The 17,676-nt window shown below is 67.4% G+C and carries 16 protein-coding genes, 1 tRNA gene and 1 pseudogene; 12 read left to right on the top strand and 6 right to left on the bottom strand.

Annotated elements, in window-relative coordinates; translation table 11 throughout:
• The first annotated feature begins 3 nt into the window (after positions 1-3).
• From BCY76_RS08025 to BCY76_RS07985, 11 genes and pseudogenes are all read left to right on the top strand, one after another.
• On the top strand, positions 4-2,217 hold the full coding sequence (locus tag BCY76_RS08025) for a phage tail protein (protein WP_070158466.1): 2,214 nt from the start codon (positions 4-6) through the stop codon (positions 2,215-2,217).
• Positions 2,214-2,999, top strand: a complete 786-nt coding sequence (locus BCY76_RS08020) for a hypothetical protein (protein ID WP_070158467.1) — start codon at positions 2,214-2,216, stop codon at positions 2,997-2,999. The genes BCY76_RS08025 and BCY76_RS08020 overlap by 4 nt, the downstream gene beginning before the upstream one ends.
• Complete coding sequence (locus BCY76_RS08015) at positions 2,999-5,671, top strand: phage tail protein (protein ID WP_085437504.1); 2,673 nt, start codon at positions 2,999-3,001, stop codon at positions 5,669-5,671. Before BCY76_RS08020 ends, BCY76_RS08015 begins: the two co-directional genes overlap by 1 nt.
• An 18-nt stretch (positions 5,672-5,689) precedes the next feature.
• A complete protein-coding gene (locus BCY76_RS08010) occupies positions 5,690-6,499 on the top strand; it encodes a hypothetical protein (RefSeq protein ID WP_070158469.1) in 810 nt (269 codons plus the stop codon).
• Positions 6,496-6,975: a hypothetical protein gene (locus BCY76_RS08005; protein ID WP_070158470.1), complete on the top strand. Its 480-nt coding sequence runs from the start codon at positions 6,496-6,498 to the stop codon at positions 6,973-6,975. The genes BCY76_RS08010 and BCY76_RS08005 overlap by 4 nt, the downstream gene beginning before the upstream one ends.
• A gap of 202 nt (positions 6,976-7,177) precedes the next feature.
• Positions 7,178-7,630, top strand: a pseudogene (locus BCY76_RS20700) (hypothetical protein); the annotation flags it as partial.
• Between the two features lie 902 nt (positions 7,631-8,532).
• On the top strand, positions 8,533-9,072 hold the full coding sequence (locus BCY76_RS19170; RefSeq protein WP_237090045.1) for a hypothetical protein: 540 nt from the start codon (positions 8,533-8,535) through the stop codon (positions 9,070-9,072).
• Positions 9,073-9,082: 10 nt separating this feature from the next.
• Positions 9,083-9,370 carry a hypothetical protein gene (locus tag BCY76_RS19165; protein ID WP_237090044.1) on the top strand — a complete coding sequence of 96 codons (288 nt, stop codon included), beginning with the start codon at positions 9,083-9,085 and terminating at the stop codon, positions 9,368-9,370.
• Positions 9,371-9,431: 61 nt separating this feature from the next.
• Positions 9,432-10,406: a peptidoglycan recognition protein family protein gene (locus tag BCY76_RS07995; RefSeq protein ID WP_070158475.1), complete on the top strand. Its 975-nt coding sequence runs from the start codon at positions 9,432-9,434 to the stop codon at positions 10,404-10,406.
• Between the two features lie 17 nt (positions 10,407-10,423).
• Positions 10,424-10,702: a holin gene (locus tag BCY76_RS07990; RefSeq protein WP_070158476.1), complete on the top strand. Its 279-nt coding sequence runs from the start codon at positions 10,424-10,426 to the stop codon at positions 10,700-10,702.
• Positions 10,703-10,734: 32 nt separating this feature from the next.
• Positions 10,735-11,415: a hypothetical protein gene (locus BCY76_RS07985; protein ID WP_070158477.1), complete on the top strand. Its 681-nt coding sequence runs from the start codon at positions 10,735-10,737 to the stop codon at positions 11,413-11,415.
• A gap of 81 nt (positions 11,416-11,496) precedes the next feature.
• Here the strand turns inward: BCY76_RS07985 and BCY76_RS07980 are convergent, their stop codons facing one another.
• The 6 genes from BCY76_RS07980 to BCY76_RS07960 form a co-directional block, all read right to left on the bottom strand.
• The gene (locus BCY76_RS07980) at positions 11,497-11,973 is read right to left on the bottom strand and encodes a hypothetical protein (protein WP_070158478.1); all 477 of its coding nucleotides are present in this window, start codon (positions 11,971-11,973) and stop codon (positions 11,497-11,499) included.
• Positions 11,974-12,077: 104 nt separating this feature from the next.
• Entirely contained in the window at positions 12,078-12,302 is a 225-nt protein-coding gene (locus BCY76_RS07975) for a hypothetical protein (RefSeq protein ID WP_070158479.1), read from the bottom strand.
• A complete protein-coding gene (locus BCY76_RS18055) occupies positions 12,299-12,472 on the bottom strand; it encodes a hypothetical protein (protein ID WP_170922628.1) in 174 nt (57 codons plus the stop codon). Before BCY76_RS18055 ends, BCY76_RS07975 begins: the two co-directional genes overlap by 4 nt.
• A gap of 580 nt (positions 12,473-13,052) precedes the next feature.
• Positions 13,053-13,922 (bottom strand): hypothetical protein, encoded by an 870-nt coding sequence (locus BCY76_RS07970; protein ID WP_070158480.1) that lies wholly within the window; start codon positions 13,920-13,922, stop codon positions 13,053-13,055.
• Positions 13,923-14,064: 142 nt separating this feature from the next.
• On the bottom strand, positions 14,065-15,222 hold the full coding sequence (locus BCY76_RS07965; protein ID WP_070158481.1) for a tyrosine-type recombinase/integrase: 1,158 nt from the start codon (positions 15,220-15,222) through the stop codon (positions 14,065-14,067).
• A gap of 99 nt (positions 15,223-15,321) precedes the next feature.
• Positions 15,322-15,395, bottom strand: a tRNA-Arg gene (locus BCY76_RS07960).
• Between the two features lie 364 nt (positions 15,396-15,759).
• On the opposite strand from BCY76_RS07960, the gene BCY76_RS07955 reads away from it, so the two are divergent.
• Positions 15,760-17,604, top strand: coding sequence for a phosphoenolpyruvate carboxykinase (GTP) (locus tag BCY76_RS07955; protein WP_085437498.1), 1,845 nt, complete (start codon positions 15,760-15,762; stop codon positions 17,602-17,604).
• Positions 17,605-17,676: the final 72 nt, after the last annotated feature.

Here is a 17,676-nt window from a genome sequence, read left to right as displayed (position 1 = left end):
GTCATGGCCAGTCTTGCTGACCTGATGGTCCGCGTCGGTGTCGATGACCAGCTGTCCTCCGGAATCGAGTCTGCCGTGGATTCGGTGGAGCGCAACCTGGGCCGAATCGGCATCGGCGCTGCCGCCGGAGGTGCAGCCCTGGAGGGCTTCGCCCGGGGCCAGGCAGACGCCACGGGCTCCCTGCGCCGGACCTCGATCGCCACCGGCGAGACCGAGGACTCTCTGCGCGACCTCGCTCACGGGATGTCGGACCACACCTTCGCCGCGGCCGACGCCGCCGATGGGATGGACCTGCTGACACAGAAGGGCATCACCACCCGCGAGGGGTTCGAGGAGATCCTGCCTGCGGTCGACACTCTGGCCGATGCCACCGGCATGGAGCTGACCGACTCGATCGAGGCCGCGGACAAGATGCTGGCCCCGTTCGGCGATGACCTCAACGACGTCGGGGAGAACTCCGACCAGATGGCGCGGCTGATCACTCAGACCGACGTGCCCCTGGCCACCCTGGAGCGCAACCTGGGCCGGGTGCCGGATGAGCTGCAGGGCCTGGGCTTCGGCCTGGACGACGCGGCCGCCGGCATCGAGCACTTCCGGGATCAGGGCTACACCGGGCAGGAAGCGGTGCGTGAGTTCCGCCGCTCGGTGGCTGACTCCGAGGGCGACATGGACGCCTTCCTCGACACCCTGGGGCTGACTGCCGAGGAGTGGGACGAGTACGGGGAAGCCGTGGAGCCGATGCCGGGCCTGGCTCAAGAGCAGGCCGATCAGATGAACGATCTGATGACCCCGATGGAGAAGCTGCAGCAGAACGTCGAGAACCTGATGTTCAAGTACGGTGGCCTCGCCGAGGCGGCCGGGATGCTGGCGATGCCGATGATGGCCCTGGGGCCGCTGCTGAAGGGGATTCTCACGGTGGTGCCGCTGCTCGCCAAGGGCGTGGTCGGGCTGGTGACGGGCATCGGTGCAGCTGCCACGGCGATCTGGGCGAAGGTGGCCGCCCTGTCTGCCTGGGTGGCTCGCATGGTGGTGGCCGCAGCGCAGGGCGTGGCGGCCATGATCACGGCGGCGGCTCAGATTACGGCCCGGTTCCTGGCGATGACTGCTGCGGCTGTGGCCTCGGGTGTGCGGATTGCCGCGGTGTGGACTGCTCAGATCATCGCCTCCGCGGTCCGCGGTGCGGCCGCCATGGCAGCTGCTGCTGCTCGTGTGGTGGCCGGCTGGGTGCTGATGGGTGTGCAGTCGATGATCCACGCCGCCCGCATGGCAGCAGCCTGGCTGGTGGCCATGGGGCCGATCGGCTGGATCATCGCGGCAGTGGTCGGCCTGGTCGCGCTGATCATCGCCAACTGGGACAAGGTCTCCGCGTGGACCGCCAAGGCCTGGGATGCGGTGGTCACCTTCGTCGTCGACGCGTGGAACAACATCGTCGATTGGGTGACCGATGCCGCCTCCAACGCGGCAGATTTCGTCCGCGACGGATGGGAGACCGCGAAGCGCTGGACTTCCGACATCTGGGACGGCATCGTCGATTGGATCTCCTCGATCCCGGAGCGGATCGTGCAGGGTCTGATCGCTCTGGCGCAGCTGTACGTCCAGTTCGGCGAGTGGATCCTCTCGGTGAAGGATGCCGCGGTCGAGAAGTTCGTGGAGCTGCTCGACTACGTGAAGGGCATCCCCGGTGACATCGTCGCCAACCTCGGCGACCTGGGATCGTTGCTGTTCGAGGGCGGACAGAACATCATCCAGGGCCTGATCGACGGCATCAAGAACATGGTCGGCGGGGTCGGAGATGCGATCTCCGGCGCGGTCGATGTGGTCAAGGACTTCCTGCCCTGGTCGCCCGCGAAGGAGGGCCCGCTGCGGGACAACCCGCCCGAGCTCGGCGGCAACAACATCACCAAGATGCTCTCCGAAGGTATCGCCGACGGCGAGGATGACGTGGTCGCTGAGGCGGAGCGCATCGCCGCGGCGGCCGCCATCCAAGCCCCCGACGTGGAAGGTCCACGAGTGCCCAGCGCGGCCCGTGTGGACCCCGCCGACAGTGGCCCCGGCGGTCAGGGATCCGGCGGTGGTCTCACGCTGAACGTGGACATGCGCGGAGCACGGCTGGACTCGGACGACCGGGTCAAGCAGCTCTCGCAGGATCTCAACACCCGCATCCAGCGGGCAGACCGGTCACGGGGCCGCGTGAGCCTGGAGGGAGCAACGCGATGACCAGCTTCACCTACGGCGGAGTACTGGCTGACGATCTCGATGGTGTCGAGGCCCGGCTCACCGAGTGGCCTTCACTCGGTGGGCTGGAGCTTCACACCGTCGATGTCCCGGGACGCAATGGTCGATTCTTCGGCGGCGCGTCCCGGGAAGCCCAGCAGATCGTCTTCGAGATCCGCGTCATGGGCTCGTCTGCGGAACAGACCTACCGGCGCCGGGACGAGCTGATGGCAATGCTCGATCCCGTACGTGGGCCTCGTGACTTGGTGATCGAGGGAGACGAGGACTGGGCGATCCCTGAAGTGGTCGTCGCCGAGTCCATCGACTGGGAGCGGGTCATCTGGCGTGGCGGATCGCCTCTGAGCCTGCGGGGAGATGTCGTCTTCGAGACGGTCGGACCCGAGCCGGCCGCCCTCGAGGCGGACCCGACCGAGCTCACCGGAACCGGGTCACTGACCTACACCCACGACATCGGCAACACCCGTGCATTCCCTACCATCGTCGTCTCGACCAATGGCAACGATGAGGAGTACACGATCACCATCGGTGATCACGAGGTCAGCCTCACCCGGTTCTTCTCGTGGGGCACCACCCACGAGTTGGTCCTGGACTACCACCGGATGGAGTTCTACCTGTGGAACACCGACCGGGATGAGGCAGTGTCCTCGGCGGTGCACCGGATGAGCAACTATGACCGGCCGAGGCTCGAGCAGGGACAGACCTACCAGGTGGAGGTGTCCCCGGCGCGGGCGATCACGTTCCGGCCCAACGCGAGGAGGATCTGATGCCGCAGTGGTCCGACCGGTTCGCCTACTCGGGCGAGGTGCCCCTGTCCTGGCCGGACCTCAACCCGGTCGCGCTGCAGCGCATCGACCCGGCCGGCGGCAGCCTGTACTACGACGCCGTCGACGACACCCGCACCTGGGAGCGGATCCCCGGCGGCGCCAACGACGGGTACACCGACGGCTACTGGGGCCTCCACATGGGGGTCAACACCGTCGATCCGGCCGAGGACCAGGGCCGCTTCGAGCTGGCCCACTTCGACGGGCTCTGGCCGAATGAGGGCCGGCTGCTGATCGGGATGTGGGTGCGGCAGCAGTACACCATGAGCTTCAACCCGCTGATGTCTACCCGCGCCGGGGACGACCCGGTCGTGTACCTGTCGACCTCGGGATCCTCGGGACGTATCCGGCACCAGATCTACGACGATGCCGGCGACCTGGTGCTGGACCAGTACGAAGACCACCCGTGGGTTCAGACCACCAGCTACCAGTTCGTCGGCATGCTGGTCGACTACGACGCCCAGACCTCGCAGATGTTCAGCGTCGAGCGTTCCGGCCGCCGCTCCTGGACCGGCCCGGTCCGTGACCTCTCCGGGGCACCGGCGACCAACAGCAGCGCGAACCTCGACATCTTCGACCTGCGCACCGCGAACTACTGGACCGGCGGCGCCTTCGACGAGGCACTCGTGGCGCACCCCGGCCCCGGCTTCGACCTGGACGAGTTCGCCGAGGCCATGGCGTACGGCCAGTGGGCCAACGGGCAGGACCAGGACCACGTCGACACCTTCGAGGTCACCGAGGAGGGGGTCACCGCCACCGCAGCGGGCACCCTGCACACCGGCGCGGAGCACGTCTCCTGGGAGAAGCAGCCGGTCGTCGAGGGAGCCCCGGACGGGGCGACCCCCTACCTGTCGGAGGACGACGGCGAGACCTGGGACGAAGCCGACCCGGCTGAGCTGCCGGAGACCTTCGACGGGCTCATGCGCTGGGAGATCCTGCTCGACTCGGGGGACGAGTTCACCGGCATCACGCTGACCATCCCGGAGGATCCGCCGCCTGAGCTCGAGCCGATCGGCGACATCATTCTGTGGCAGGGAGAGCTGCACACCGAGCAGCTGGAGTTCGAGGTCTCGGGCGACCCCGACTGGTCCGTGACCGCAGACCGGCTAGTCGATGTCAACGTGACAGACGGTGGCACCCTCACGGTCGCGGCCGGCTTCGACATCGACACCGGGGAAGTGACGGTCATCCTTGCCGACGAGCTCGGCCGGGAGAACTCCCGCAGTTTCGAGGTCACTGTGGAGGCACGCGAGTGGGAGGAGGGCGACCCGCCTGTCTACCCCTACGCGCCTGTCATCCTCTGGGACGACGACCAGCCCGCCGCCGTAGTGATCGACCCGACCGAGGCCGTAGTCACCACGGAGGTCAACGGGGAGCACACCTTCGAGCTCAGCATCCCGGCCTCCCACCGGCATGCGCACCTGATCCGCGCCGAGCGGATCGTCGAGGTCGCTGGCGAGCGCTACTGGACCCGCCGCATCAGCACCGCGAGGACAGGCCGCCAGCCAGTCCTGGAGATCTACGCGGAGGCTCGCTTCTATGAGCTGGCCACCGCCGGCGAGGTGACCGGGCAGGACTACACCCAGACCTCCGCGGGCCAGGCCATGGAGGACGTCCTCGAGGGCACCGGGTGGAGTGTGGGCGTGGCGAATGTGACCACCCGGCGCAGCTACGAGCTCGATGACACCAACCCGTTGGAGGCGCTGCGCACCATCCAGGAGCAGCACGGCGGGGATCTTGTGTTCAACAACGCGGAGCGGGAGGTGTCCCTGGTCGACCGGGAGGGCCGGGACCGTGGCGTCTCGTTCTTCGCCCAGCGTGGCCTCAGCGACGTCCGCCGGGTGGAGGACACCACCAGCCTGGTGACTCGGATCTACGCCAGAAACGAGGATGGCACCACCATCGCTGAAGTCAACGACGGGGTGCCCTACGTGGAGGACTTCAGCTATACCGACGACGTCCGCGAGGCGACGCTGACCTTTGACTCCGGCACCTCTCCGCACGCGATGCTCGACCGGGCACTGGATGCGGTGGCCCGCCGGTCCCGGCCGGATGTCTCCTATGAGCTGACCGTCAGCGACATGTCGGCGGTGACTGATCGGGACATCGACCGGTTCGACGTGGGAGACCTGGTCACCGTCATCGACCCGGAGCTGGGGGTCGACGACAAGCAGCGGATCGTGGCCATGGAGTACAACGTCATCGAGCCGTGGCGCTCGGAGGTCACTCTGTCAGCCAAGCTGCGGGAGCTCGGCTCCGAGGACGCGGGGAACGCGTCGTCGATGACCACCGGCAGCGACGTGTCGACCTTCGACCTGGTGCCGTTCAACCTGCTGTTGAACAGCCGGTTCGACCAGGGCCTGGCGCATTGGGCATCCAGCGGTGCGGAGATCGTCGAGACCGGGCAGGGTACCGGGGACTACGCGGTCCGGTTCGCCGGGTCGGGGGAGCGGTGGATCGAGCAGACCATCGCCCCGGACAACCGGGAGGACTACGCGTTCAGCTTCGACATCGACACTGACGGGCCCTCCGGCTGGACGCCGGACCTCACCGTCGAGGCGGTCGTCGAGTACGAGGACGGCAGCACCGACACCATCGAGCTCGAGCTGAGCTGACCGAGGGGAGGCGCTGGCATGCACGGCGTGCTGAATGTCGGCCAGGACCGACCCGCGAAGATCACCCTCCGCGTCGGGGTCCGGTCCCTGCCGTCCGAGGCGGAAGTCACCGTCACCGACCTGATGCTGCAGCCCGGCGGCACCGTCACCGGGTGGATGCCGCACACCACCGAGCTGCCATGGTCAGCAGGAGTCAGCGAGGAGGCCGGCATGTACCCATCGGCGAACCTGGTGGAGCTCGACGAGAGAGTCCGCACCATCGAGGAGGACGGCACCGAGGACAGCACCGCCCGATCCTGGGCGCAGGAGGCACAGAGCACCGCCGACCAGGTCCAAGGCGAGGTCGACGGACTCAGCTCGGACGTCAGCGACCTGCAGGACGACGTCTCCGCGGTGCAGGACCAGCTCGCCACGGTGCAGGACGAGCTCACCGCGATGCAGTCCCGCCTCGAGGCCGTCGAGGAGTTCGCCGACCGCGCCGAGGAGGGCACCGGACTCCGGGACATCACCGACCTGTTCCCGAACATCTCCACCAACTTCGGGATCTACACGGAGCGGCGCGGCCCATTCGTCGCCCTGTACGTGGTGGCGGTGGACTTCGGCGAGGGCACCTATGACGAGGTCGACGTCTACCCCGAGGGGTTCCGGCCCTCGCAGACCTACTACGCCACCGTCGCCGAGGGCATCGGCAGCCCGGAGCTCGGCCTGCTGACCGTGTGGCTTCACGGCCGATTCCGGGTCACCGGACCGGACGGGCAGTTCCGTCTCTCCGCGCTATGGGTCACCGAGGACGACTGGCCCGACACGCTGCCAGGTGATCCGGCGTGAGGCTGCAGCGACCCCTCCACACCCCCGGAGGTGTCCAGCGCATCACGCTGCGCATCCGCGCCCGCGACCTCCCGGCCACGGCCCGCATCGACATCACCGACGTGCAGCTGCAGCCGGGCAAGCCGGCCACCGGCGTCACCGTCAGCCCACGCGAGGTCGGCACCCGGCCGGGCGGCCGCCAGTACCGGAACGGAGTCATCCAGGACGGGCTCGAGGTGGTCGCCCTGGCGAACCTGGACGCCGCGACCCCCGTGCAGGTCGGGGTCGCCACCACCAGCCCCGGCGACGTCCGTGTCGGCTCCTACCGGTTCGGGCAGGTCGACGGGACCGCGGAGGTCGACGGCCGCCGGCACAAGGCCTCTCAGGGCTGGGGCAGGCCTCCCATCATCACCCGCCGCTCCGACCTGTGGGTCAGGACCGAGACAGACGACCGGGCGCATCTGCGCCTGGCATGGGAGGACAGGGAGCCAGAATGACCAACGCGTCGGCGGTGTGGGTATGGGTCGGGCTGCTCTGGAACGAGCGGGTCCAGTTCGCCCTCGAGCACTACGGCGACCGGATCACCGACGTGGCGATCTTCGCCTGGTCCGTGGACCGGCACGGAGGACTCACCGAGACCTTCAACCCGGCCCTGCTCGATGACTACCGGCAGCGGTGGCCGCACATCCGGTTCTGGGGATGCTTCCGCAACATGGACGACCCCGACGACGGGCCGCGGGCGATCTTCGACGCCTCCGGGACTCGGCGGCAGCACGCGGGCACCTCGCCGACCAGGTCCAGTCGCAGATGTTCGAGGCCTACCCGTGGCTCTATGGCGTGGACATCGACATGGAGTATGGCGGCGACACCCGCTCCGAGGAGTCGGAAGCGATCTTCCAAGCCGTCGCCAACCGCGCCCACGGGCTCGGCCGCGAGTGCTCCGCAGCCCTTCCGCCGTTGACCAGCACCGGCAGCATCGGCGGGGAGAACTGGGTCCGCTACGCGCAGCTCGGCAGCATCCTCGACCGTGTCGAGATCATGAGCTACGACTTCGCCTGGTCTGGGTCTGCGCCGGGGCCGATCAGCCCCGGCTTCTGGCTCGAGGAGGTCTACGACTGGGCCGCCTCCCAGATCGACCCGGCCAAGGTACACATGGGCCTGCCGCTCTACGGCCAGTTCTGGCGCATCCACCGCAAGCCGGACCCCACGGAGTACCGCGGCCTCCCGGGCAGCTACTACGCCGCCTGGCAGATGTTCACCGGCGTCACCCCGTGGTCCAGCCGGCACCACCACACCGGGTGGATCTGCTACCGGGACCAGTCCTCCCAATCCCTCTGGGGGATCAGCGACTGCTACGACTGGCGGTTCCCCCAGCAGACCGAGACCAGCCGCGGCGTCCTGTTCGATCAGTTCCAACAGCGCGACTACGCCGTCCGATACGGGCTCCCCTCGGCGGTGCCGCTGTGGAGCGTGACGGACAACAGCGTCGGCGACGCCCACCTGACCTACCAGTTCCACGCCGCCGAGGTCATCGACAACACCGGCCGACCGGTGTCACCGCGCACCGGGTACACGCTGACCGCGGAGGTCATCAAGCGTGACCCGGTCGCGGCCACGATCATCGACGACTACGCCGGAGCCTCCGAGCTCGACAACCTCTACACCCAGCCGGACGGGGAGACCTGGTTCTGGTGGCAGCAGGACCAGAGCAGCTACTCACAGTTCCGCGGGTCCGGCCGGCTGCGGTTCGCCAATGACTTCGGCAGCCAAGCGCTCTACGCGCTCGCCCGCTACCAGTACGTCGACGCCGGCGCCTTCCGCATCACCCTGCAGGGCATCACCGCGGAGGCCGACAACACCGGGCAGGTCCGGCTCCTCGACACCGACGGTACGGAGCTCGCCAGCATGACCTCCGCGTCCCGGCCGGTCGCGCCGACCCCGGCAGCGGCCGGGCGGTCCTCGCCCTCCGCGTCCGCGAGGGCACCGCCCGGGTCTACTACAGCATCAGCGAGACCAGCGTCCCCCTCGCCCTCGAGGAGGACGTCACCCCAGCCATGGACGGCGTCGCAGAGTACGACACCACCGGGCAGGTGTGGCTGGATCACAGCTACCTGGGCGACGGGTGGTGGTACCAGCCCCGCGAGGCATTCGAGGTCGAGGTCAACGGCAGCACGGAGCTGTTCGGCCGCCTGCCCCGTGAGGGCGTCGAGTGGGACGACCGCAACCGGTTCCGACCCCTCGAGGACGTCGACGAGCCCGAGACCAGGGCCGGGCAGGAGGCCAGCATCTCCCAGGACTGGGTCTATGAGCACTGGCAGGGCTTCCCGATCGCCACCGGTGAGGACACCGAGGTGGTCGTCCGGCCTACCGACCACGACGTGTGGATCGGTCGGCTCATGGTCATCGACCGCGACGGGGCCAGCCTCGTCTACTTCTCCGACGCGCAGACCATCGTCCGATGGCGCGGCCGGGCAGACCACGACTGGGGCCTCGCCGGCATCGCCCTCTGGACGATCGGCCAAGAGGACGTCCGCCTGTGGGAACAGCTCGAGGGCGGGGGGCTCCCAGCCGAGACGAAACGACTCAACGCATGAAAGGCGTCGAATGAGCACAGCCGCCATGACCGCGATCATCAGCCTCACGGGGGTCATCCTGACCGTGATGGCCGCGACCCAGGGGCACCTCTGGTCCCGACTGAAGCAGGCCGAGGATAAGGCCGAGCAGGTGCGAGCGCACTCGCTGGAGCAGGACCGCCGCATCGGTGAGCTGTGGGACAAGCGGCGAGAGGATGCGGTGGTGATCCGGCTCCTCGGCGACCACATCGACACCCTGGAAGATCACATCCGTGACCGGCGCGAGCCTCCGCCGCCGCCCCGCCCTGAAGGGCTCTGATCACCCTCGACCCCCGTCATCCGGCGGGGGTCTTCCTATGCCCGATGAACAGGAGAACACGATGTTCCTCACTGGCCTGGACCGGCTGCTCCGCGACGCCGATGTCCCCTTCACCACGCAGGGCGGCTGGCAGACCCGCACCGCCCACGATGGCGGCCTCACCGAGGTGTGTGCCGTCATGTGGCACACCACCGAGACCGGCGACAAGACGTTCCGTGCCTCGTCCTCCGACGCCCCGACGCTGGCCTACGTCACCCGCGGCGCCGGCTACCCGCTCTACAACATCCTGATCGGCAGGGACGGGACCGCGCACCTGGTCGCTGCTGGCACTGCCGGGCACGCGGGCCGCGGCTCCGGGTTCGGGATGCCCCGCGACGATGCCAACCGCCACGCGGTGGGAGTCTCGTTCGACGCGAACGGGGCGGGCCACCCGGTGACCGATGCGCAGCTGGAGACCGGCGCACGCATCGGCGCCGCCTTCAACGAGGAGTGGCGCGGCGAGATCCGCCACGTCATGCACGGCGAATGGGCACCCGACCGCCGCACCGACCCCACCGGCGTCGACTGGGAGAAGCTACGCGCAGCCATCGACCGCGGCCACTGGGCCACCGACGCGGCCGCCGGAGCACCTGAACCTGACTCGGAGCCGGAGCCGGAGCCGGAGCCGGAATCGGACTCGGAGGCAGGGGAGCGCACGCCCGTTGCGCCCGATCAGGGCCGGTGGCCTGAGGCGTACCTGACCGTCGTCGACGAGCACAACGAATGGACCGACCGGGCCTGGCGAGACCTGATGGACCGGATCGGGCTCGACGGTGACGAGCTCACCGCCAGCATCCAGACCTGGCTGCGTGGCCTCGGATACGACGCCGGCCCCTCCGACGGGTGGTTCGGCGAGCGCACCACCCGTGCCCTGCAGGAGTGCCTGCGTGAACGCGGCCACTACGGCGGGCTCATCGACGGAGACCGCGGACCCATGACCATCACGGCTGAGGTCGAATACCTCAACCGCCAAGCCGAGATCATCCTCAACCGATGAACACAGGAGGACCGCTCATGTACAGCACCACGTTCTGGAAGGACGCCGCCGAGCGCGCCGTCGCCACCATCGCCCAGACCTGGGCAGCGCTGATCGTCGTAGCCGTCGGCGGCGAGATCACCGGCGTGATCGACCACGCCTCCATCGACTGGGCGGGGATCGGCATCACCGGGCTGATCGCCGGGCTGCTGTCCGTGCTCAAAGCGATCGGCGCAGGAGCCTCTGACGGCAACGCGGGCATCGGCTCACTCAACGTCCCCCGCGAGCGCAGCGGGGGAGACCAGCCTGGCCAGTGAGGCCGGGGAAACCGAGAGAACTGGAGTAGTCAATGAGCATTGAGCAACACAACCGGGCCATCATCGAGTCCAGTGCCCGCGAAAAGGTCCTCCGAGCACTGTCGGAGGTGGCCGAGAAGCTCGATCCTCAGGAGGACTGGCGGCCACTGCTGGACCGCGCCTACGAGCTCGGATACCGGCCCGACTGGGATGGCTCGGTGGACTTCAACACGGGAGTGCTGGTCGGCGGATCGCCGATTCACAGCATCATCGATGTGGAGGAAGCCCTCAACGAGGACGATGCGCTCGCCCTGGGGCACATCGATCTGGCCACCTACGAGCTCGGGAAGCGGATCTCCGGCGAGCCGACGCCGGGTGCCACCACGGAAAGTGATGCGAACCTGAGTCAGACGTCCCTTGCGTCGACATCAAGCACCAGCGCTATCTACGGGTGGACGCGGAGCACCTCCGGGTCTGACTTTGAGCAGGGCGCCTGGCAGGTGGCCTACACGGACACCTACTACCGCACGCGCACCATCCGTCGCCACGGCATCCGCTGGGGCAACGCGGGAGGTGGACGAGGGGGCCGCGCCTACTGGGAGTACGCCGGCGCTGGCCACAACTCTCGGCAGTGGTCGAAGTGGCGCCTGGAGACGGGGTCCTCGACCACATCCTGGGCAGCCTGGAGCGTCGAGGTTGCAGCCTATCGAGCGCAGATCGGAGTGGGCTGGTAAGAACGTACACGTAGGGCCGCGCCCAGCACCGAGTCAGGTGCTGGGCGCGGCCCATTCGTGCGTGTAGAGGAAGCCCTGGAGTCAGGGGAGCTCGTTCTCGCAGTCCTCCTCGGAGATGTAGCCCTCATCGCACATGTCGTCGACGGACATGGCGTGGCGGACGCTGATGAGCTCGTCGAGGGTAGATCCGTCGTCGTATACGTAGACCGGCTCCTCGAAGGTGATCGAGCCGTGAATGTCGGGTTCGCATCCGAGCTCGATCGCTTCGGAGATCAGCGAGTCCATCTCATCAAGGAATTCGTCCGGGTCGTCGGGCGCCTGGGCGGCGAGCTCGTCCTGGTATGGGCAGGGCTCAACTTCTGGCGCATTGATGACCGGGCGGGGCGCGTCGTCCGCGTCGCTGGACTCTCCTCCGGGCTCTGGGTAGATGGCCTGCTCGGCGTTGAGGGCATCCGCGCTCTCGGGCTCAGGCTCTCCGGTCTCATTGCAGCCAGTGATGGCCAGCAGGGTAGCGGCGCCGACGGCGACCGCGGCGCGGTGAATGGTGCGAGTGTGCATGGTGGCCTCTCTGGTGCGACCCCTATAGCGTGTTGATCTGCGGGTGAGTCTACGCACCGGGTGTGACATGGGTCGATGACAGGCGGGTCACGATTCGGTAGATCTCAGCGGGGCCTGTGTTCCTTCAGGAGCTTGTAGAGGGTGACCCGGTTGATGCCGATCTCCTCGGCCAGGCGTGTGGCCGTCACGCCGCCGTCCAGGGCCTCCTGGAGTGATGCGGCGCGTTCGGCCTTCAGCTCCCGCTCACGGGCGCGCAGCTGCTCCTGCTCGCTGCGCACCCGCTCGTAGGTCTGCTGCGCCTGGGAGATCAGTTCCTCCTGGCTGCTCATCGTCGCGGCTCCGTCTCGGAACGGTGCCGCTGGATGCCCATGCCAGAGATGAAGCACCCGGCGGCGGCGATGATCACGGCCAGGTGTGGCCACTGCCCTGCGGCGACCAGGGCTCCGGCGACGATGGCGAGGGCCGCCCAGGGCCAGGGTGTGCGGATGATGGTGTTCATGGTGTGGAGCGGATCGTAGAATGGACCCGAGGCCGGGGGCTGGATAGTTGGGATATCCAGGCCCCCTCCTCATTTCCCGCAGTGGGGGCATCGGGTGGATCGGGGGAATCGCCAGGCCAGGATGCTGACTGCGATCCCTGCGGCCCCGATGATGAGTCCGATTGTCTCGATCCGCCTCACCTCCTTTCTTCTGTTTTCAGGGCTCCCCTTGAGCACACTTCTATTGTAGCCTACGGGGCGACAGTGCGCAAGGTGGTGGAGGTTAGAAGCACCCTTGGGGCTGGCCTCTCAGCGAGGCGTTCCATCGGCGGACAGTCACGCGGGCGGGTCGGCCGTTCGGCACGGCCAGGCCTATACAGCAAAGCGCCTCCAGCCCCAAGGGGCTGGAGGCGCTCCGGAGGTTGAGTTAGGCGGTCGCCTTGCGCGGGGCGGAAGCTCGGCGCAGGCTCAGGCGTTGCAGTCGAACCGCTTCGCGGCGCTGTCGTTCGGCGCGGACCTGCTTGCGGATTCGCTTCTGCATCTCGTTCGCCCTCTTTTGCTCATTGAGGGTGAGAGTCTTGGGGGATGCCATGCAGATCACCTACTTCGGCTTCTTAGATATGGCTCGGCGGTCTGTGCCGTCTGGTTCGACGGGGGGCAATGCTACAGCGAACGCTGTTGCGAGCTCACATGCGAACGCCTGTATAAGGTGCTTGTCTCTCTCGTCGAGTGACGCGGGTTCCTTCGCGTCTACGGTCAGCATGCCATAAGTACCCCTGGAGTTGTAGATCAACGCGCTTATATACGTCCGGTAGTGCACGCTGGGCTCACGTCGATCGCCGTCAGTCCTGACGTGAGTATCAGCTTGGAACCGAGGCTGCTTGTCGTTGCTCGCCAGCCACTCGAAGAACAGCGTGTCACGATGCTCTCCGTTGCTGAGGAAAGGGCGCGGTACGTCATGGCGTCCCCGTGACTCCACTGGGTCGGCGCGACTCCAGTCGGAATTGAGGATGAACACAGTGACCCGGGCGCCACGGACCGAACCGTGATAGGTCTGCAGGAGAGTCGAGACTGCGAGGCGGGCAAGTTCTTTGCTCGCGGCGGACCGCTTCGAGGGTGACTCCAGGACAACGTCAGTCACCTTGTCCTGTATGTGACGCAGGCCGTCAGAAAGTGCGTGCGTGGTGACCTCTACAGTCTCGGAATCCTCACGATCGGCGGCATCATAGAGGGTCTCGGCAGTTTCCCGCAGAGCGCTCCACGCCTGGGCCAGCGCAACGCCGATGAGGAACAACCACCACCCGGACCAAAAGGGGCGAGAGCCGACCGCGAGGATAGAGAACGCCAGCGTCAAGATGATGGACCAAAGCGCCTCTGACGCCTTCCTGCGGGGGTTCGTCTTGACTGCGAGACCATAACTGAGGAGTCGGTCGTGAACGGCAGGCCTTTTCCTGACCAAGCCAGCCAGCATGGACCAAAGTCGAATGCGAGTCATTAGTCGCGAGCTCCTGCATTTCCTGGGGCGTCACCTGAGAGTGACTCTACGCGAGATTAGAAGGCCGGGGATGCCCCAGCCCGGAGGGCCTGACTCGTACAGAACTCGTCGGTCAGGATCACGCGATCTCTGCGGTGGACGAGGCGAGTGCGGGCACGGCTCCGGCCATCGCGAGGGAGGCTGACGCCTGGCGCGACGGCACGATGTGTGCGTAGACGTCGTCGGTGATCGACAGGGACGCGTGGCCGAGTCTGCGTGAGACCTCATGCATGGGCATCCCGGCGGCCAGGAGGTGCGAGGCGTGCGAGTGCCGCAGGCTGTGGACCTTCGGTCGCTTCGTGAAGCCCGCCGCCCGGGCGCGGTCCATCGCAGGCTTCCACATCGCTTTCCAGAGCGTCGAGGACGTGCGCGGTTGCATGAGCGGGAAGACCGGCTGGCCGTGGCCAGCTGCTCGCACCAGCGGCCATACCCACGTCATGGTGTCGTCGTCGACGTCGATCCGCCGTCGGGAGCGTCGAGTCTTGGGTGGCCCGATCGTCGTGCCGGTGCCTGACTCGTTCATCTTCACCGACTTCGTGATGGACACGAAGGTCACCCCGTCCACGACTGTGAAGTCCTCCGGTGTGAGCGCCAACAGCTCGGATGCCCGGGCGCCGGTGCCCCATAGGAAGACCGCGTGAGGCCGGTATCGCTCGGAGACGTGGGGGAGCAGGGCCGCGAACTCCTCTCGGGTCAGGAACTTGTCGCGCTCGTCGTGCTGATCAGCAGAGGGCAGGCGCGTCTCGGCAGCGGGATTGTCTGAGCGGTGGCCTCTCTTGACGGCGAACGCGAGCACCGAGTGCAGCAGTCCGTGCGCGTTCTTGATCGTCTTCGGGCTGTAGCCCTTGCCGTCGCGTGCCTCTTTGCTCATCCACGAGACCCAGCGGGCGATGTCGTCGTCGGTGATCTGGTCGACTGGCATGTCGAGTCGGCTCAGGTGGAGGCGTGCGGATCTGCGGTACTGGCCGATGGTGAAGTCGCTGACGTCGATCAGCCGGGAGATATGCGCTTCGGCGACCTCCGAGAGGTGCGGGGCGGCTGATGACTGGCTGAGTACCGCCTGATCTGCTGCGGCCTGGTCGCCGCCGGCGTGCTCGATCAGTTTCGCGTAGTCCTCGGCAGCCTTGCGGGTCGGGAAGTTCGCTGACTTCTTGTAGCGGTTCGGCTTCTGACCTGTCCACCAGACGACCCGATAAGAGGTGCCGCGTTTGCCTGTGCGCGTCTCGATGCTTGCCATGGGACCAGCGTATCCCCGTCGTGGGGACAGATTTGGGGATCTTGGGGACAGGTGAGGCCCGGACCCCGCCACATCGGCGGGATTCCGGGCCCCAATCGGTGCGCCCATAGGGATTCGAACCCCAGACCTTCGGTTCCGTAGACCGACGCTCTATCCAGCTGAGCTATAGGCGCATGTTCTGTTGTCGGCCGATCCCGCTGTCGCGATCTCGACCAGAAAGACTATACACGGGCTCCGGAGGGAGGGCAAAATCGTCGACCCGAACGTGGTGATCCTCACGAAAATCGGTTCACTCTGCATCCCGTGACCACTATGTGGACTTTCGGTGCGTCGCGGGGTTCGCGGACCAGTACAGTGGAAGGTATCCGGTCCCTCAAGGCCTCGACGGGCTCGGTGTTCACGATGAGGTGAACACCGGCCGGCGCGCGTCACCGTCGACGCACGATGTCCGCCGTCGTCGCCGCACACAGGAGTGCGATTGAGCGGGCCGTGCACTGAAGAACCCACGTGCACTGAAGAACCCAATGGAGGGACACGATGGTCGACACCGTTGCAAAGGCGCCCGGTGCGGAGGACATCCAGGTGGATGCCCCCACGACGCACGAGAAGCTGATCCAGTTCGTCAGCGACATCGCAGAACTGACCACACCGGATCGGATCCACTGGGTGGACGGCAGCGATGCGGAATATGGCCAGCTGACCGATGAGCTCGTCGAGGCGGGCACGCTGACCCGGCTCACCAGCCCCGACTTCCCGAACTCCTTCGCCGCCTTCTCCGACCCCGCCGACGTTGCGCGGGTGGAGTCCCGCACCTTCATCTGCTCGGAGAACGAGCGCGACGCCGGCTTCACCAACAACTGGGTGGACCCCACCGAGATGCGCTCCACGCTGGCCGGAGTGTTCGACGGCGCCATGCGCGGCCGGACCATGTACGTGATCCCCTTCGTGATGGGCCCGCTCGACGCCGAGGATCCCAAGTTCGGTGTGGAGGTCACGGACTCCGCCTACGTGGTCGCCTCGATGCGGATCATGGCCCGGATCGGCACCGACGTGCTGCGCCGCATGGAGGAGCTCGACGCGTTCTTCGTGCCCGCCGTGCACTCGGTGGGTGCTCCGCTGGCGCCGGGCCAGGAGGATGTCCCGTGGCCCTGCAACGAGGAGAAGTACATCGTCCACTTCCCGGAGACCCGGGAGATCTGGTCCTACGGCTCCGGCTACGGCGGCAACGCCCTGCTGGGCAAGAAGTGCTACGCGCTGCGCATCGCCTCGGCCATGGCCCGGGACGAAGGGTGGCTGGCCGAGCACATGCTCATCCTCAAGCTCACCAGCCCTGAGGGCCGCAGCTACTTCATCTCCGGGGCCTTCCCCTCGGCCTGCGGCAAGACCAACCTGGCGCTGATCGACCCCACGCTGGAGGGCTGGACCGCCGAGACCCTCGGGGACGACATCACCTGGATCCGTCCCGGCAAGGACGGCGAGTTCCGGGTGGTCAACCCGGAGGCCGGCTACTTCGGCGTGGCTCCCGGCACCGGGTGGCACACCAACGCCAACGCGATGCGCGCCATCGCCAAGGGCAACTCCATCTTCACCAACTGCGCCCTCACCGATGACGGTGGGGTCTGGTGGGAGGGCATGACGGAGGAGCCGCCGTCGCACCTGATCGACTGGCAGGGCAACGAGTGGACTCCCGACGCCGACAGGCCGGCGGCCCACCCCAACGCCCGGTTCTGCACGCCGATCGATCAGACCGACATGCTGGCTGAGGAGTACTACTCCCCGGACGGGGTGAAGCTGGACGCCATCCTCTTCGGCGGCCGCCGCAAGACCACCGTCCCGCTGGTCACCGAGTCCCGGGACTGGAACCACGGGATCTTCTTCGGCGCGACGCTGTCCTCGGAGACCACCGCCGCCGCCGAGGGTGCGGTCGGCCAGGTGCGTCGGGACCCGATGGCGATGCTGCCGTTCATCGGCTACGACGCCGGCGACTACCTCAACCACTGGGTGCGCGTCTCCGGCAAGGCCGACCCGGAGAAGCTGCCCAAGATCTTCCTGGTCAACTGGTTCCGCCGGAACCGCGACGGCGGCTTCGCCTGGCCCGGGTTCGCGGAGAACTCCCGGGTGCTGAAGTGGGTGGTGGAGCGCATCGAGGGCCGCGGCGAGGCGGTGGAGACCCCGATCGGCCTCACCCCGACCCCCGAGGCGCTGGACACCACCGGCCTGGACATCAGCGCCGAGGACCTCCACGACGCGCTGACGGTGGACCAGCAGGAATGGACCGCCGAGCTGGCTGACATCGAGCAGTGGTTCGACCGCTTCGGAGAGTCTCTGCCGGAGTCCATCCAGGCGGAGCTGCAGCAGCTGCGCGACCGCGTGGGCGCCTGACGCCTCGCGGAGCCGCACACGACGACGCCCGGCACCGGACCGTGACACGGTCCGGTGCCGGGCGTCGTCGTG

Origin of the sequence: Nesterenkonia sp. PF2B19 (genome assembly GCF_001758425.2) — a bacterium.
Taxonomy (GTDB): Bacteria; Actinomycetota; Actinomycetes; order Actinomycetales; family Micrococcaceae; genus Nesterenkonia; species Nesterenkonia aethiopica.
This window is presented reverse-complemented; position numbering and strand designations above follow the sequence as displayed.

What these genes read in the sequence shown, in the direction of transcription:
- BCY76_RS08025 (WP_070158466.1), top strand. Translation starts at nt 4, where the DNA reads ATGGCCAGTCTTGCTGACCTGATGGTCCGCGTCGGTGTCGATGACCAG.
- BCY76_RS08020 (WP_070158467.1), top strand. Translation starts at nt 2,214, where the DNA reads ATGACCAGCTTCACCTACGGCGGAGTACTGGCTGACGATCTCGATGGT.
- BCY76_RS08015 (WP_085437504.1), top strand. Translation starts at nt 2,999, where the DNA reads ATGCCGCAGTGGTCCGACCGGTTCGCCTACTCGGGCGAGGTGCCCCTG.
- BCY76_RS08010 (WP_070158469.1), top strand. Translation starts at nt 5,690, where the DNA reads ATGCACGGCGTGCTGAATGTCGGCCAGGACCGACCCGCGAAGATCACC.
- BCY76_RS19170 (WP_237090045.1), top strand. Translation starts at nt 8,533, where the DNA reads ATGGACGGCGTCGCAGAGTACGACACCACCGGGCAGGTGTGGCTGGAT.
- BCY76_RS19165 (WP_237090044.1), top strand. Translation starts at nt 9,083, where the DNA reads ATGAGCACAGCCGCCATGACCGCGATCATCAGCCTCACGGGGGTCATC.
- BCY76_RS07995 (WP_070158475.1), top strand. Translation starts at nt 9,432, where the DNA reads ATGTTCCTCACTGGCCTGGACCGGCTGCTCCGCGACGCCGATGTCCCC.
- BCY76_RS07990 (WP_070158476.1), top strand. Translation starts at nt 10,424, where the DNA reads ATGTACAGCACCACGTTCTGGAAGGACGCCGCCGAGCGCGCCGTCGCC.
- BCY76_RS07985 (WP_070158477.1), top strand. Translation starts at nt 10,735, where the DNA reads ATGAGCATTGAGCAACACAACCGGGCCATCATCGAGTCCAGTGCCCGC.
- BCY76_RS07980 (WP_070158478.1), bottom strand. Translation starts at nt 11,973, where the DNA reads ATGCACACTCGCACCATTCACCGCGCCGCGGTCGCCGTCGGCGCCGCT.
- BCY76_RS07975 (WP_070158479.1), bottom strand. Translation starts at nt 12,302, where the DNA reads ATGAGCAGCCAGGAGGAACTGATCTCCCAGGCGCAGCAGACCTACGAG.
- BCY76_RS18055 (WP_170922628.1), bottom strand. Translation starts at nt 12,472, where the DNA reads ATGAACACCATCATCCGCACACCCTGGCCCTGGGCGGCCCTCGCCATC.
- BCY76_RS07970 (WP_070158480.1), bottom strand. Translation starts at nt 13,922, where the DNA reads ATGCTGGCTGGCTTGGTCAGGAAAAGGCCTGCCGTTCACGACCGACTC.
- BCY76_RS07965 (WP_070158481.1), bottom strand. Translation starts at nt 15,222, where the DNA reads ATGGCAAGCATCGAGACGCGCACAGGCAAACGCGGCACCTCTTATCGG.
- BCY76_RS07955 (WP_085437498.1), top strand. Translation starts at nt 15,760, where the DNA reads ATGGTCGACACCGTTGCAAAGGCGCCCGGTGCGGAGGACATCCAGGTG.